Source organism: Shewanella sp. Isolate13, assembly GCF_022398325.1.
Lineage (GTDB): Bacteria > Pseudomonadota > Gammaproteobacteria > Enterobacterales > Shewanellaceae > Shewanella.
Genome location: NZ_JAKEVD010000003.1, coordinates 90,755 through 107,574, shown reverse-complemented (window position 1 = coordinate 107,574; position 16,820 = coordinate 90,755). Strand labels below are relative to the sequence as shown.

Annotated in this window: 12 protein-coding genes; 5 read left to right on the top strand and 7 right to left on the bottom strand. The window is 46.2% G+C overall.

From position 1 onward, the window contains the following. Positions 1-133: 133 nt before the first annotated feature. Entirely contained in the window at positions 134-865 is a 732-nt protein-coding gene (locus L1D44_RS02850; RefSeq protein ID WP_239888753.1) for a DedA family protein, read from the bottom strand. A gap of 397 nt (positions 866-1,262) precedes the next feature. On the opposite strand from L1D44_RS02850, the gene L1D44_RS02845 reads away from it, so the two are divergent. Next, positions 1,263-1,724, top strand: coding sequence for a DUF2127 domain-containing protein (locus L1D44_RS02845; protein ID WP_239888752.1), 462 nt, complete (start codon positions 1,263-1,265; stop codon positions 1,722-1,724). Positions 1,725-1,866: 142 nt separating this feature from the next. Here L1D44_RS02845 and L1D44_RS02840 read toward each other — a convergent pair whose 3' ends face one another. Continuing rightward, a complete protein-coding gene (locus L1D44_RS02840) occupies positions 1,867-4,284 on the bottom strand; it encodes a PilZ domain-containing protein (protein ID WP_239888751.1) in 2,418 nt (805 codons plus the stop codon). Between the two features lie 465 nt (positions 4,285-4,749). Between L1D44_RS02840 and radA the strand changes: the two genes are divergently transcribed. Then, the gene (gene radA, locus L1D44_RS02835) at positions 4,750-6,123 is read left to right on the top strand and encodes a DNA repair protein RadA (protein WP_239888750.1); all 1,374 of its coding nucleotides are present in this window, start codon (positions 4,750-4,752) and stop codon (positions 6,121-6,123) included. Between the two features lie 80 nt (positions 6,124-6,203). Here radA and L1D44_RS02830 read toward each other — a convergent pair whose 3' ends face one another. The 3 genes from L1D44_RS02830 to L1D44_RS02820 form a co-directional block, all read right to left on the bottom strand. Then, the gene (locus L1D44_RS02830) at positions 6,204-6,605 is read right to left on the bottom strand and encodes a PilZ domain-containing protein (RefSeq protein WP_239888749.1); all 402 of its coding nucleotides are present in this window, start codon (positions 6,603-6,605) and stop codon (positions 6,204-6,206) included. A gap of 130 nt (positions 6,606-6,735) precedes the next feature. Beyond that, complete coding sequence (locus L1D44_RS02825; RefSeq protein ID WP_239888748.1) at positions 6,736-7,266, bottom strand: YgjV family protein; 531 nt, start codon at positions 7,264-7,266, stop codon at positions 6,736-6,738. Positions 7,267-7,463: 197 nt separating this feature from the next. Then, positions 7,464-8,651 carry a BamA/TamA family outer membrane protein gene (locus L1D44_RS02820; protein WP_239888747.1) on the bottom strand — a complete coding sequence of 396 codons (1,188 nt, stop codon included), beginning with the start codon at positions 8,649-8,651 and terminating at the stop codon, positions 7,464-7,466. A 226-nt stretch (positions 8,652-8,877) separates the two neighbouring features. On the opposite strand from L1D44_RS02820, the gene L1D44_RS02815 reads away from it, so the two are divergent. From L1D44_RS02815 to L1D44_RS02805, 3 genes are all read left to right on the top strand, one after another. Next, entirely contained in the window at positions 8,878-9,858 is a 981-nt protein-coding gene (locus L1D44_RS02815; RefSeq protein ID WP_239888746.1) for a hypothetical protein, read from the top strand. 127 nt (positions 9,859-9,985) lie between these two features. Then, positions 9,986-11,224 carry a DEAD/DEAH box helicase gene (locus L1D44_RS02810; protein ID WP_239888745.1) on the top strand — a complete coding sequence of 413 codons (1,239 nt, stop codon included), beginning with the start codon at positions 9,986-9,988 and terminating at the stop codon, positions 11,222-11,224. 348 nt (positions 11,225-11,572) lie between these two features. Then, the gene (locus L1D44_RS02805; RefSeq protein WP_239888744.1) at positions 11,573-12,931 is read left to right on the top strand and encodes an NCS2 family permease; all 1,359 of its coding nucleotides are present in this window, start codon (positions 11,573-11,575) and stop codon (positions 12,929-12,931) included. Positions 12,932-13,440: 509 nt separating this feature from the next. On the opposite strand, the gene L1D44_RS02800 is transcribed toward L1D44_RS02805, so the two are convergent. Next, the gene (locus L1D44_RS02800; RefSeq protein ID WP_239888743.1) at positions 13,441-14,796 is read right to left on the bottom strand and encodes a YjiH family protein; all 1,356 of its coding nucleotides are present in this window, start codon (positions 14,794-14,796) and stop codon (positions 13,441-13,443) included. Between the two features lie 358 nt (positions 14,797-15,154). Continuing rightward, the gene (locus L1D44_RS02795) at positions 15,155-16,699 is read right to left on the bottom strand and encodes a methyl-accepting chemotaxis protein (RefSeq protein ID WP_239888742.1); all 1,545 of its coding nucleotides are present in this window, start codon (positions 16,697-16,699) and stop codon (positions 15,155-15,157) included. Between the last annotated feature and the right edge of the window lie 121 nt (positions 16,700-16,820).

Sequence of the window (16,820 nt, the reverse complement as noted above, 5' to 3'; positions counted from 1 at the left end):
GTTAAAGTCACGTTGGCGTATTTACCTAACCTGCCTGAGCGAAGCATAAGGATCGGTTTCGCTTTCCGGCAAAACAAAAGCCACCTTTATGAGGTGGCTTTTGGATGATAGAAATTTAACTAGGGTAGCGAGACTATTTTATGGTTTTCTTCATTATAGGTTGCGCCTTGGGCAGCACCGCCTCTTGAATGATCTCACTGACAATCGGTTTTCTTGCGCGTCTCTTCTTAATGATGAAGCTACTTAACAGACTAACAATGGCAATCGCCAGTGTTAAGAATGGTGCGATAATGAGTACCATGGTGACGACACGAGCAATGCTCTCTGGCAGGTAGGATAGGGCGTAACCAAAGCCAAGTAATAATGCGCACCAACTTACAGCACTTAACCAAGCAAAGTAGTGGAAGTTTGAGACTTTCTTGATATGTAGCCCCATCATTAATGGCAATAGAGGGCGTACAACAGGAATGAAGCGCGCGGTAAATAGAGCCAGCAGTCCATGTTTATTAAGTAGAGTATCAACCGTCTTCATACGGTTTTCGGGTACCGCATCGATCCAGCGCTGGATTTTAGGTAGCCTATGTAGCCATCGACCTTGAATGAATGCCACCCAGCTGCCAGTCGCGCCGGCAATGACTAAAGCGGCAAATACTGTTGGGAAGCTGATTATTCCTGCTGCGGCTAGGCTGCCTGAGAGGATAACAACGCTATCACAGGGCATGGGGGCCGCGGGAAGAAATGCACTTTCTAGCCAAATTAAGGTGAAAACGCAGACGTATATCATGGTTGCGCTACCAGGGCTCTGCAATGAAGCGAAGTCTTGTTGCCATAGGGCTGTAATGACTGAGACGAATGAATCTAGCATTGTTGGTGTTCCTAAAGGGGCATAGTTATCAAGGCGATGACTTAGTCCTGCTAAGCGTTGAAATCGTTGCTAGTCGTAGTGTTTATCCTACCTAGAGCATCTCCGATTTACGGACATAAATCGCCTTAGTTAGCACTATACCTCAGGAGTTATCGGCGCTAATTAACTATTCGCCTTCATTAATAAAAATACATCTTCAGTTCATCGTTAATTAATGAGTGGTTAAATATAAGCCAGCGGTCAAGGGGTTTGGCCGCACAAATGTGTCAAAACTCACTCCACCATTAAAGCTAGTTAATACCGCACTTATATATTGTAAAATGGCGTAAAATAGGCAAATAGCGCTATTTGCAATCATTGATAGCTATAGAGTCTCTCTTTAGCCTTAAAGGATCCCATGTCATCAGTTAAGAAAGGCTTAAAAGCCATAGCACTTCTTGAGGCCACTAAAGGCCTAATATCGGTATTAGTTGTTTTTGGGCTGCACAAACTAGCTGGGCAAGATATTCAGTTGGTGGTGGAAGAGTTACTGCGGCACTCTCATTTAAACCCTGCAAATCACTTAGTACAAGAGGTGATTACCGAGGCTGGGAAGGTGACGAAGGAAAATATTATGTTTGTGATAGCTGGAGCCTTGTTGTATGCCGCTATACGTTTTATCGAAGCCTATGGTCTGTGGCATAGCCTAGTGTGGACCGAATGGTTTGCATTACTCAGTGGCGGCATTTACCTCCCTTTTGAAGCCTATGAATTATTGACTAAGCCTAATCTGCTCACGGCTGCAGTGCTACTGATTAACCTAGCGGTTGTCGGCTATATGTATCGAGTGATAAAGCATCCGCCAGCGCCTCAGGTCTAGCTATATCAGGTTAAGCTACTCGACTTTAACTATCTCAGCTTTAGCCTGCTCAAGTGCAGGCTTCTTAAGCCTCGGGTGCGGGTGGTGCCCAAGTCACCGTTATTATCAGGGTACAGCAACTTTTCTGAGAGCGAGCGCTGCGTTAATCGTTAAGCTCAGGAAAGCGTAATAGCACCTCATGAGTGACATCCAGTAGCTCGCCAACGCCAATTATATTCCAAAGCTGTTCCTCTAGCTTCTTGGCTTTATGGGAGGAGTGGATCTGGATGTAGTCTCGTTCTTTGCGAATATAGTTTAAGTCGGGTTTGCCAGTCGCGCCGCGATAGACTCTCAGCGCCATGAATTCACCAAGGTTCTGGCTACGCTGGATAAAGCTCAATTGCTGCGAGCGTTCAGGTAGATCTTGCTCACCGATACAGCGTACTTTTATCTGTCCTTGGGACATACGTGAGATCTGCACATAGACTTCAAAATGGGATAAACCATGTTGTGGTTTCATTGTGCGAATTGGCGTGATGAAGTCACGCTTTAGTCTATCGTTATTTAACAGCGGCGCGAGATCATACTCAGTAGTGCTATCACGCTGAGATGCAAAAATATTGGCGATATGGTTTTGCTCGGTGCCTATGCCTAGGGTTGAGATATAGGCTGATTTTTCCGTGCGCTCTAGATAGTAAGGTAAAGAGGCGAGCTTACGCATAACGATGTTTTTCATGCCATCGGCTAGTTCTTTAACGTCTTGATTATTTTCGCTGAGTTTTTCTAGTTTTTCGCGGTTATGTTCAATTAACTGATTTAAGAACTCGACTCCCACATGAGGCGTATGACCTATTTGCGCCGCAAAGTGCAAGGTCACGCCATCTTTACGGGTGCGGATCAAGCGATAGGGCAGGGACTGCAGCGTACGCTTGCCTGCGATAGCTTGCAGCTTAGGGAAGCTAGTTAAAATTGGCTCAGCTTGATTGAACTTGACGGGACTTGAGAGGGTGAGCTTCATGCCGCGGCTGGAGATATCGTCTGTACTCGCTATGGTATGGATCTCGCCCTGGCTTAGCATCACGGCAGTTTTAAAGGCGAAGCGTGATTCGTTGCGTCGTTCGCTAAATTGCAGTGAAATCGGTTTTATGGCGTGTTGAGTTATTTTCTGTTGACCAAAAATTTTTAGTTCATTCACTCCAGCTTGAGACTCGCTAGCTAAATGAACCGCGCTCCAACTCTTATACTGCTCTGCAGCTTTCTCAGGGGTGATATCACTAAGCTGCAGCACATGACTAAATGCGCCAAGTTGTGCTTCAGTGAGCGCTGAGTAGCGCGCTTCATCCCCGGGTAGGATACTGGCCTTGTAGGATTGCTGATGGTCGATCACTTGCTTGGTGACTTTAAAAATGCGAAAGCTAGCCTTGCTAGAGGCAAAGTTGAGCAAAAGTGCCAGCAGGTTACGAGCCTTGAGCTCGGCTAAGCTAGCCGAGTAAAAGTAGAGCGCCCCTTGAGCTCTAAAAGTAAAGCTGAAGAACTGAGTGTGGGGACTATTGTCCTCAGAGTCGATGATGCACTTGATTCTAGCAGGAGTAAGAAAGGCACCTAGCTGACTAATATTATCTTCATCTTTAAAGTATTCACTGACACTTTGGTTATCACGACTCAGTAGCATATGACTCAGTGATAGTCTTACCTCGTCGGTATCACTCTCGCGGCCTGCGCCACTAACAAACAGTGGTAGGTGTGGCAAGTGCGGCAGGTAATGGCGCTCAAACCCCAGCCCTTTTGTCGTCACTAAGACATCATTGACATCGACCTTGTAGCGAAACTTATAACCGCGGATCAGTTTTTCTAGCATTTGAGCTAATGCTTCGCTGCCGGAAACTCGCTTTAACCTTAACCAACAGTATTCATGATTCTCTTCAGCATCGACAATTTGATAGTCGATACCCTGTTGCAGATCCTCATGGTAGTACCCCTCTCCAAGTTCCAATAGCTTGATACGAACGGGTATATGAGCCTGTAACCCCTGCTTTGTTGGAATACGGATCCTAGCGCCGCCAACGGAGAGATCGACCGTGATCCCCTTTAAGCTAAGATGCCCCTGAATCACACTGATCCGCATGCTGTAGTTCATACGCTCTTCGCTACGGGCAAAGTAACTGCCTAATACTACGGCCTTAGCAACAAACGGTGAGGCGTCAACGGCGACTTCATTCTGGCTAGATTGCCGTTGTTTTAGAATTCGACGTTTGTGAGCCTCAATTACCTGCTCGTATACACCTAAGGTATATTCATCGCGATAGAGGGCGAGAGCCTCTAAAAACCTTTCTTTAGCAGGAGCGTCTAGATAATGTTGCTGGCCTGCAAAAGTAAACTCCTCACAGTCGAGTTCGGTTTTATTGCGTAGATCGATCAGTCTTGTGCAGGCCGAAGCCAGTCTATTGAGCTCCATCTTGAGTAAAAAACGAGTTGAATTGGTTTCATCGGCAGTAAGTTGTTCGAATAGCTCCGAAAACTCAGGCTCCATTAATAGGGGTTTTAACTGTTCAATAAGAGCTTTATGCAATTCTAAAGTCATTAATCACTTCTTTTTGGGTGCTAAATAGAGCGACGGCTGATAGGATTTTATACCAATCAGTATAAAGATCTGAACGCTCAGCGAGAGTTTAGCGGTTCTGAGGCAAGGTCATTAAATGCTCCTGCTTGAATGACATTCACCACATCCATGTGGTTTGCAACGAGTGAAGAGCATAGTTATTCTACGGTTAAGCTCGTTAACACTGCATCAGAGGCGCTAAAACTCGCCATTTTGGAGCGTTTTTGGCTGCCTACTTCTGCGTTGAACAGCTTCACAAGGGAGTAACCATTCTTTCAGCTATTCGCTTTGAATTAGTTTGCCAAAAAGCGCTCTGAATAGATCAGCTTCTTATATTGATTGGTATTAGACATTTTTTAAGGGAGTATTCGCTTATTATCCCTACTTTAATTAGTATCGGCCAATATTGGCATTACTTTACCGATTTTATGTGATTTAGAAAGGGCTATGGCAAAGAACAAAACAGCTTACGTATGTAATGAATGCGGTCAGGATTTTCCTCGCTGGCAGGGGCAATGTAGTGCCTGTCAGGAGTGGAACACCATTAGTGAACTGAAGATCTCGACGGTTAAACCCGCTCGTGCTTCGGTTTCTGGTTACGCGGGCTCTGTGGGCGGCGGCTCAAAAAAACTAAACGAGATTGAAGAGTTTGAAGCTCAAAAGATGCTCACGGGGATTGGCGAGCTTGACCGCGTCCTGTGTGGCGGATTGACCACGGGATCGGTGAATATTATTTCAGGGGATCCAGGGGCGGGTAAAACCACGATTCTATCTGATCTCGTCTCTCGCATGTCGCAGTTGATGCCATCACTTTATTGTACTGCCGAAGAGTCGCTGTCTCAGTTTAAAAACCGAGTCAATCGCCTTAAGTTAGATTGTAATGAAGACAACCTCTACTTGATGGCTGAAACCAGTGTTGAAGCCATTATCGCCGAGCTAGAAGAGAAGAAGATTAAGTTTGCGGTAATCGATTCGATTCAGGCGGTAGTGACCGATTTAGCTAACGGTAGCCCAGGCTCGCCATCACAGGTTAAAGGCAGTGCTCAGGCATTAACTCAGTATTGTAAGCAAAACAATGTGACCATGTTTTTAGTGGCTCACGTTAATAAGAATAATGAAACTGCCGGGCCACAAACGCTTATTCATATTGTCGACTGTTTAACCCACATTGAGTGTAACGATGGTCAGGTGCGTACCCTTAGGGCGAATAAGAACCGTTTTGGCGATGTCGATACCGTGGGTATATTTAAGATGACAGAGCGCGGCATGATAAGTGTCGATAATCCGAGTGAAATCTTTCTGTCGGGCTCAACTACCGAGTCACCGGGAGCCGCAATCACCTGTATCCGTAAGGGCAATCGTAATCTACTGCTTGAGATCCAGTGTTTAACCACTGAAACCGAAGCGGAGTTTCCTCAGCGTGTTTGTGTGGGCTTAAATATGAACCGGATCAAGATGCTGACCGGTATCTTGCGTAAGCACACTAAGACCAAAATCTTCCACGATACCTACTTTAACTTGGTGGGTGGCCTTAAGATTGATGAGTCTGAAACTTGTATCGATCTAGCCTTGGTGACGGCGCTGCTCAGTAGCTTGAATGACTTTGTGGTACCGAGAACCACCTGCATCATGGGCGAGCTGAGTTTAAACGGTGACGTTCGCCCAATCGACAGTGGCGTGCCGCGAGTCAGGGAGGCGATTCAGCATGGCTTCACCGAGATTTTTATTCCCTATCGAAATTATCATAAGTCGATGGAAGGCTCAGGCGCGAAGATTATTCCGGTGAAGACGATTCATGAGTTGTTAGAGTTAATCAACTAGCGATTCATCAGCAACAAAAGCGCCGCAAAAATTGCGGCGCTTTTATCTGACGCTACCCGTTATCGCAGTAGAGTTGTCTGCTATTGGGAGTTGGAATTTAAGTTAGAGTCTGAGCTAGCGCAGCTATCGGGCTTGAATAACCGCTCTAACTCTCTATCGAGTAGGGTGGCATCGCCTAAGTTAAGTTCCAGTAGTCTGCGAAGGTGACTAATACTCTCAACATCGATGTGCTGGCAAGCTAGGCCCAGCTGTTGATTTTCCCTGTGTACTAACTTTGTTAGCATCGAGACCTTAAATTCAGGCTCCTGAAGGCTGAACTCTAGTGTCAGTTCGCTGCCACAAAAGCTAAAGTCTTGAGGGAGTTCGACTAAGGCGCCATTAAGGCTAATATCCAATAGCTTGGTTGCCCAGCAGCTATCGTGGCTGATTAACTGGGCATCCGTTGCAAATATTATCCGCGAAAATAATCGTCTGTCATCCATATCTAACCGTGATCCCTACAGCGTGTGACTGCTATGCTTGTATCATTATCTTATGGCAATCATAGCTAAGTGACTATGTTTGTACAAATTTCCAGCGGATAAATTGGCCTTAGATAGTAAGTTGGAACAGTTAAGCGGTCTGCTCATCAAAGCGCTGAGCCCGTTTATGAGGTATTAGGCTGCGGGTTAATATCAGCAGTGTGACAACTTGATATACGATCCCTGACCAAGAGCTTAGGTAGACGGAAAGCGTTAAGTTAAGTAGGTTGCTTATCATTATCGCCGAGCGCAACTTCGCACCACTTGAGTAGAAGAGGGCAAAGCTCATCAGCACGGCGCTTGCCACAGCGCACCATTCGCTCCAATGCTCGGCAAATATCCATCCCTGTAGAAGGGCAATACTCGAAAATAGAGCAGGCAAGCCCCTTTGATGGCTGCGGGTTCGACATGTCGCGAAACGTAAAAGATTAAGCAGCTGATTAAACATGCCTAAGCTGCTGCCAAGCAGACCTAAGTGAACGGCAGTCAGGCTTGAAGCAATCAGGTTACCAGAGAGTAATTGTCGATCATTCTTCTGAGAGTTGGCCCACCAACCGACAGCCATCGAGATAAAGCCTAAGGCTTGCGCCCATAATAACGCGTGATGTGATAATTCAAACACTAAACTGCAAAACCTAAAAACAGGAAAAAACGGCTTGGTATTGTCGTTTTTTTGAACGGGAAAGCTGTGATCGTAAGCGTTTTACCCGGTTTTAATTATTCACATTTTGCTGGAGTTGTGAGCCAGCTCTCGCTATATCAGGGTTGTCTAAATTAATTTGCTTAGTGAGAGGCGAGTCGACAGTCACAGCCATCCCTTTAAAACCCGCTGCCAACATTGATATACAAAGCGGTGTCTTCTGGACCGCGAGCAACATCGACTCCCATATGTAAGCCGTAACGCCGTGCTATGGTGTACCTAAAGCCCGCACCATAAGCATTTTGCATCTCGCTGTCCCACATATCGCTGCTACTCTTGCCTGTGACTCCAGTTCCTGCAAAAGAGAGTAACATCCAGCGAGGGGTTAGCTTCCACATGATTTGAACTTCGCCTGAGCCGACGTTTTGACCCTGATAGCGATTTTTGGGGATGCCACGTAGATGGATAAAAGGATAGGTGAAAATCGGCAGGCGGCCGTTGCTGTCTATGGTTTGATAATGCAGCTTCAAGCCTAGTGTAAGGCTGTTTGATAGTGGCCAATAGTTCAGCCCCTTAACATTAAGTGTTTGGTAGTTGTAATCACTGCCGAGATCTTTACTAAACCAATCGTATTCGAGCAGGTAATTGTAGCCGCTGGTGGGCATGAAGAAGTTGTTTAAGCTATCGTATTCGGCAATGGCGCCAATCGAGGAGATCTTAGGGGTTCTGTTGATAATATCTGCGAGCCTATCTGCAAGTTCAGGTGGGATATTTTCAAATTCACGGCGACTGCTTAAGTCTAGGCTGACATATTTTTGTGATACCCCAAGAAACAGAGGGCTTTCATCGATACGAAATTGCAGCTTCTGAATAACACCCAAGCCCTGCATATTCATGTCTAACGACAAGTCTTGGGCAAAGTCTCTCTGGCTGTAAAAGCTCATGTTGATATCGCCATAACCGCCACCGACAAGGTAGCGAATGCTGTCTTCTGCCCAGGTTTGCCTGTGACCTGCAAATGCCATCTTAGTGCCGTTATCTGTTGCGCCAAGGCCAACGACTGAGATCCCCGGCGTTAATAGCTGTGCGCCGCCATCGATTGAGTGAGTGGCAAGCTCTTTACGTGCCTGTTGCTGCTGGGCACTTTCATGTAAAAACATTCCCATAACGGCAATGCCGTTACCCACCGCAGGTTCGGTGATAATCGTTGGGACGGGTAAAAAACCATAGGCGTTTTCTGCAAGGTATTGCCCAGCATCAAAGTAGCCATCGATAGGATCRAAAAATTCAACCGCCGCGAAAGCATCAAATGCTAGAGAGCCTATGATAGCGGCAAGGCTAATGTTGGCTATTTTGTTGATGAGCATATTGTTTTTCTTATTATCGATGTTTTGCGTATAGTATAAGTTAAAGTATAAAAAGAACAATAAAGCAACAAGTCGATAACCAAATCATCAGTGCAGATGGCGATACCCTATGAAATGCGTTTGCCACCTTTGCGGATGAGCCTGAATAACGGTTTCAATTTGTAGACGATTCGGCCATCATAGCCACATATCAAGGTGTACCAAGCGTTGGTGGTAGGAATATCAGATGGTTAGCAGAAGTAAGCCTCTTAAGCTATTTTCAGCAATAGTGTTCACTATAGCGAGCTGGCAATTATTAGCTAAGGATGCCACAGCACAAGGTCGCGAAGCGACACCCATCTTGGGGAGTACGGGAGTTGTTAAAGGGCCCCTAGGGCAAACAGTATCGAGTTCTGATTTACCTATATCGCCCCAAGTGGTGAAGTATTACCAGCAGGACTCCCGCTTCAACTACCGTATTGCACTGCTTAACTTAGTGTTAGAGAAAACCGCTGCGAAGTATGGCCTCGCCAAACTGGAGCCTCTAGAGCAGGTGGTCAGCCAGAGTCGCGGTTTGGTGATGTTGCAAGATAACCAGATAGATGTGGTTTTTCTCGCGACAACCAAGCAGCGGGAGCAAAGCTTCTTACCAGTAAAAATTCCAATTATGCGTGGGATCTTAGGCTTACGAATACTGCTTATCCATAGAGATAACATTGAGCGTTTCGCCGCTGTGGCGAACTCTGCAACAGATAGTTTCGGGCAATTTAAGCAGCTTGAGGCTGGCTTTGTATTTCATTGGGCGGATTTGGCTATCTTAGAAAGTAATCATATTCCAGTGCAGAAGCAGCCTAACTATGAAAACTTATTTGCTATGCTCAATGCCAAACGCTTTGATTACTTTCCCCGTGGTGTTAATGAAGCCTGGCGGGAACTTGCCGAACATTCAAAAGCCTTTCCAGATCTGGTTATCGATAAACATATCGCGCTGCAATATGAATACCCTGTGTATTTTTTCGTGAATAACAACAACGGCGCACTGGCAAAGCGTATTGAGGAGGGGCTACATATGGCACTAGCAGATGGCTCTTTTAAGCGGTTATTCTTAAAGCACCATAAAGCGCAGATAAAGCAAGCACAATTGCCCCAACGCAAACTCTTCTACTTAGATAACCCAACGCTGCCGGCAGGTACTCCAGCGATAGATAAAAGCTGGTGGCTGCAGTAGATGTTTGCTCATTTGAGTCGTTAACTTCATGGGGATGTTTAAATGTTAGCGCTTATTCACCTTGAGTTCTGTTAAACTCTACGGCTGTTTAGATTGTGATTTATGTATCAAGTTAAGGAATGCCAGCGTGTCATTTTCATCACTCCCCTTAGGTGACAAACTTCAACGCGTGATTGCACAAAAGGGCTACCAGCAGCCGACAGCGATTCAAGCTGAGGCTATCCCGGCTATTTTAGCTGGCCAAGATATTATGGCTAGCGCACAAACCGGAACCGGTAAAACCGCGGCGTTTACCTTGCCATTATTGCAACGCTTGCTCGATAAGGCGGTTGATACCTCTTTACCCAATAAGCAGCCCTCGGCACTGATCTTAGCCCCAACGCGAGAATTGGCTGTACAGGTTAATGCCAACGTCGGTCAATATGCGGCGAATAGCGATATTTCGAGTGTGGTGATCTATGGTGGCGTGAGTATCGATGCCCAGGCGACAAAGCTTAAGGCTGGTTGTGACATAGTGGTGGCGACACCGGGTCGCTTATTGGATCACCTTCGTCGCGGCTCATTGAACCTATCGAGCATCGACTACTTAGTCTTCGATGAAGCAGACCGCATGCTAGACATGGGCTTTATGGATGAAATTAGTGCGATCTTAAAACAGCTGCCAGCTAAGCGGCAGACTTTGCTGTTCTCGGCGACTTTTAGCTCAGCGATTTACGATTTAAGTAAGAAACTTCTGCATAAGCCTGCACGCATAGAAGTCGATAAGGCCAATAGTGCGGCAGAGAGTGTCGAACAGATAGTCTATGCGGTTGATAGCGATCGTAAGACCGAGCTACTCTGTCATTTAATTAACAAGCATGACTGGCATCAAGTGCTTATCTTTAGCCGCAAAAAACAGACCGCAGACAGTATCGCGCAGAAGATGTTAGCAGCAGGGATTGAGACTAAGGCGTTTCATGGTGACTTAGGCCAAGGTGCCCGCGAGCAGGTACTAAACGACTTTAAGCTGGGCAAGATCAAAGCGCTGGTGGCGACCGATGTCGCGGCCAGAGGGCTGGATATTGTTGAGCTTAAATATGTGGTCAACTACGAGATCCCTTTTGTTGCCGAAGACTACATTCATCGTATCGGCCGTACGGGAAGAGCAGGCAGTGTCGGTAAGGCGGTAACCCTCTATAGTGAAGATGATGCCTTGCTGCTGGAAGAAGTTGAGACGGTACTGGATAAGCGCTTAGCGCCGCAGTGGCTTGCAGGCTTTGAACCCGATCTGACTAAAATGGAGCCCGTTAGCCGCAAAAATAGCAAATCAGCTCAGCGTCAAAGAGCAAAGAAACGCGCCTTGGGGGGCGGTAAACGTCGCCGTTAAGTAATAGGTATTAGTAAATAAAGCAGTGCTTAGGCACTGCTTTTTGCGTTTTATAGCGACCAAGGAGAGTTATTGCCAAGTTAATGGACATTTTTATTGATACTAATCAAAAATATTCTTGGTTAACTATTTCCGCCGTCTCGATTGCTGTAAACTCCGCGCCAACAAAGGCTGTGTTGGTAAGAGTAAATTTTACCAGGCATATTGCTCGCAGGTCACCTGTGTCGTTTTTTGGCATAAGTGGATCTCTCACCCGATATTTTAGTCGGGGCTCTACCTGCCATAGCCTAGTCGCCAACTGAACCCAGTTGGTTTGCCTAATATTTAAGAGATCAAAAGGTTAAAACTATGAAGTCTGAACAGACTCTGCCAAACTCTGCAACTCCTAGCGATTCTATTCTGGATCGTTACTTCAATATTTCAGCCCGTGGAAGTACCTTAAGACGTGAAGTTATTGCGGGCTTTACGACGTTCCTAGCCATGGTGTATTCGGTGATTGTTGTGCCAAATATGTTGGGCGCTGCCGGATTTGATACTGGCGCAGTATTTATTGCGACCTGTTTAATCGCGGCCTTTGGTTCGCTACTGATGGGCTTGTGGGCTAACTTGCCAATGGCAATAGGCTGCGCGATTTCACTTACGGCATTCACCGCATTTAGTATGGTGCTTGGGCAGGGGATCTCTATTCCGGTGACCTTGGGCGCTATTTTCTTAATGGGCGTAGTGTTCACGCTTGTGAGCGTTACTGGCGTTCGTCAGTGGGTACTAACCAACTTACCAAAGGGTATTGCTCACGGTACAGGTATTGGTATCGGTCTATTCCTATTACTGATCGCGACTAACAGCGTGCAGTTAATTGTGGCCAATGACACCGGCCTGCCTGTGGCCCTCGGTGATATTCATAGCCTACCTGTGATTGCGACTATCATTGGCCTTGCGGCGACTATCGGACTTGAACGTCGCGGCATGCCTGGTGGCATCTTATTGGTCATCATCGCGCTATCTGTATTCGGGTTAGTATTCGACCCTGCGGTTAAGTTCCAAGGCTTTTTTGCTCTGCCTGATCTAATGTCTGATAAGTCACTTATCGGTCAGCTCGATATCATGGGCGCATTGAACCCTGTGGTACTGCCTATCGTATTGGCATTGGTGATGACGGCTATCTTCGATGCAACCGGCACGATCCGCGCGGTAGCGGGCCAAGCCGACCTGCTTGATAAGAATGACAACATTATCGACGGTGGTAAGGCTTTAACCTCAGACTCTGTGAGTAGCATCTTTGCTGGCGCGGTAGGTGGTGCTCCGGCCGCCGTTTATATCGAGTCTGCGGCAGGTACGGCAGCGGGTGGTAAGACGGGTCTAACGGCAACGATAGTCGGTGTGTTATTCCTGCTAATGATGTTCTTAGCGCCACTTAGCTACCTAGTTCCAGCTTACGCAACTGCGCCTGCATTGATGTATGTGGGTCTACTGATGCTAAGCAATGTCACTAAGCTTGATTTTGACGATAAAGTCGATGCGATGGCGGGCTTGACCTGTGCGGTATTTATCATTCTAAGCTGTAATATCGTGACGGGTATTATGTTGGGCTTTGTGACCTTAGTGATTGGTCGTCTATGCAGCGGCGAATGGCGTAAGCTTAAGCCTGGTGTGCTGGCCATTACCATAGGTTTAGTGGTGTTCTACATGGGCGGCTGGGCAATTTAATCACCATCGCCTTAGCGTTAGCCATACGATATAAAAGCCAGTCCTCAGTGACTGGCTTTTTTGTCTGCGTTTATTAACCATTAGTCTTGAGTCGATTTGTGAGGTATTCACCGGTTGCACGCTTATCACTGAGGCTTGGATTGCGGTGCTTTAGTTACTCTTTTGGTGAAGCGAGTTAGGGCGGTCTGTTGGTTTCGACTGCTAGAACAATACGGCCTAGGGATAACGCGTACTAGGGGATTAAACGTCGAGTTTGTAGGGCGCCGTGAAAGAAGCTATGAAACTGGAAATAGAGAAGGGATGTGCACTGTCACGCTAGCCTAGACGCAAAGCGGCTAGACTCAAGCTGACTAAACTCAAAGCTGGCTTGGCAATGTTGCTGAGCATGAGTCGAGAGTAGCCTGAACGAGGCATAGGTGAAAAGGTTAATGCGATGGATTTAAAAGATAAAAAAAGCCAGTCACAATAGCGACTGGCTTAGTTAAAACCGTGACCCGATTTGAGGCGGTTTAGAAGATTAGATGCGCAACACCTGCGATAACTGGAAGCGTTACGAGTGTTCTTAGGATGAAGATAACGAACAGCTCAAGGAAGTTAACCGGGATCTTACTACCAATCAGTAGTGCGCCCACTTCGCTCATATAGATAAGCTGAGTCACAGACAAGGTCGCGATGATAAAGCGAGTCATATCTGATTCGATAGAGCTTGCTAGGATTGCCGGAATAAACATATCCGCATAGCCAACCATAATTGTCTTAGAGGCCGCAGCAGCTTCCGGAACTTGTAATAGCTCTAGTAGCGGGATAAAAGGCATGCCTAAGTATTCAAAGATTGGAGTGAACTCGGCAATCATTAGCGCGATAGTACCGATACCCATTACTACAGGGATCACGCCAAAAATCATATCGACCACGTTCTTCATGCCATCAACGAGGGTGTGCTTAACACCGCCTGCTTGCGAAGCCTTGGCTAGCGCCTGATGTAGACCCCATGAGAATACACCGTGACCCGCTGGAATGGTTTCATCGTCAGCGTGGCGAGGCGTTTCATCGACATAAAGATCTTTCTTCCAAGACAGAGGTGGCAGTTTAGGAACGACGATCGCCGCAACTAAACCGGCAAGGCACACGGTCAAGTAGAAAGGCACGAAAAGATGCTCTAGTTGAACCTGAGAAATCACCACTAGCGAGAAGGTAATCGATACCGCAGAGAAGGTGGTACCGATAACGGCTGCTTCTCTTTGAGTGTAGAAGCGAGCCTCGTACTGCTTGCTGGTCATCAAAATACCGACACTACCGTCACCTAACCATGAGGCCATACAGTCGATTGCGCTACGACCCGGTAGGTTAAAGATAGGGCGCATCACTTTAGTCAGCATGGTACCTAGCAGTTCAAGTAGACCGAAGTTCAGCAGTAGCGGCAGTAACATACCCGCGAATAAAAAGACTGAAAATAGTACAGGTAGTAGATCGTTGAGTACTAATGCGCCTGTGCTACCTGAACGGATAGCTTCAGGGCCAACATCGAAGAATGTCAAAGCGATAAAAATTGCACCCAATATACGCACGACTAGCCAGATAGGGCTTACGTTAAAGAGGGAGTTAAAAAAACGATTCTCAACAATCAATTTTGGCTGTAATAGCTTTGTCACTAGCGAAGCGAAAGCGGTGAAGATAACAATCGCTGTTACGATACCGACGAGTACGCCGCTTAAAAGGTTTTGTAAGCCTTTGGAGATGATTGCGATAGGGATCGTCAGTGCATCTTGATAGCTGATTGGCATCATAAACAGCAGCAGACCAATCAAAGATGGCACGATGAACGTGAGTATTGTTTTTATATTATGGGTTTGTTTTTCTGACACTTTCTCTACACCCTAAATAGCGAGTTTTTGCTTAATGTGACGATAAATAGACGTCTATGCATCAACAGAAATATTATTGAATATCCATTCAACTGTTAGTCGGCGAGGTCGTCGCCTTAAAACATCGAAACAAAACGATTCAGCAATTCAATAGTGATATTCACTACTGCCGAATAGTTATTAGCTCAATATGATTATTTATATTGTATCGGAAGTTTGCAAAAAAGCACAAAACTTTTTTCGGTTAAATCTTTTTTAAAACAGATGTTTATTAATGTTGCGTGTGAGTTGTTTAACTGTGTGGTTTTTTAGCCGTCAACTTTATATCGTGACGGCTAAATGGGGTTTTAAAGAGGAATTAACTAAATGTTTTTCTCAAAGATTTTGCTTTTTCAGCATTACGCTTTAACTCTTTCACCGAGTCCTCTACCAAGTTTACTGCGCATAGATTTTCACTTGAGGCTTGGCTAATTTTGTTGATATTTTGATTAATTTCGGTCACCACTAAGGTTTGTTGCTCTGCCGCAACCGCGTTTTGAATAGCTAATTCTTGAATGTTTTTCATCGATTGGTAGATGGTATCTACTTTTTTAACGGAGATTTCGGCATCTTCACTGCATAATAATGCTTGAGACTTACTCTGCTCCATCTGCTTTGACCATAGGGTCAGCATAGAGAACATTTTATCGACACTCTTAGATATGCTGGTGGTCGATTGTTGTGTGCGACTCGACAGGGCACGGACTTCATCGGCGACTACGGCAAACCCCCGCCCTTGTTCACCTGCTCGGGCGGCTTCGATGGCGGCATTAAGCGCAAGTAAGTTGGTTTGCTCGGCAATAGAGTCTATTTCAGACATTGCACTTGCGACCCGTTCAGCCTCTTTATTGAGCAGCTGCGCATTAGCTGCCGCCTGAGTAACAGAATCAGATAGTTGGTGGATGTCGATGGCATTTTGTTGCATCTTTTCGCGGCTGTCGTGGCAAAACTGATAGTTGTCTTGAATGCTGTCAGAGGTGGATTGAGTGTTCTTCGCGACTTCGCAGATGGTGCTCCCCATCTCTTCGGTAGCACTCGCTATCTGTTCTATCTGTTGTTTCTCTATCTCTAAGCCCACATGAGTTTGCTCTGTCGCCGCAATTAACTGGCTGGCAATATCTTCGATATGTTGGGCATTATCTTGAGAGCGTCCGAGTACCCCTTGAAGTTTGGCGTCCTTCATCATCAATTGAAAATCCAACAGTGATGAGGTGTCGCGACCACAATAGATAAAGCGGCTAATAGAGTCATATTCTAACTTCATCTTCATCAGTTTTGCTGGTACACGAAAGGCTTCATCGTAGAAGATGGCAAGGTTGGCTCCCATTAGAATGATACCCGCAATAATAATCCCCCAGCCCCAGATTGTCCCAGCGATCAACAATCCAGTGCTAGCACAGACTGCCGAGAGCAGTCGCTTATTGGTTAGACTTATGGGGTCGTTAATCGACTTTCCTTGGCTGAGTCGCTGATAGATTTGGGCTGCTTTGCTGGTCAGTCGCTCACTGGCTGCGACTCGAACCGATTGATAACCGATGAGTTCGCCTTTCTCAAACAGTGGCGACACAAAGGCATCGACCCAATAGTATTTGCCATCTTTACGGCGGTTTTTCACCACGCCACGCCAAGAAAGCCCCTGCTGCAATTTGCCCCACATCTCTTCGAAGACCGCCTTAGGCATGTCGGGATGGCGCACAAGGTTGTGGTTATGGCCGATCAGCTCTGCCTGTTCAAAGCCAGAGATCTCAATAAACCTTTGGTTAACGTAGGTGATTACCCCGCGTTTGTCTGTGGTGGATATGAGTTGGTCGTTAGGGTTTAACTTAACTTCTTGGTTAATCACGTTTGTTATTTTGTTTGTCATAATTATTCCATGTGACCGCAAAAGCATAGCGCAAGTATCGCAATGTATTAACACGGCGGTATAGGATATAACATTAATACGAGTGTTTAAATTGTGAAGGAGGATTTTTAATGTCTGTTTA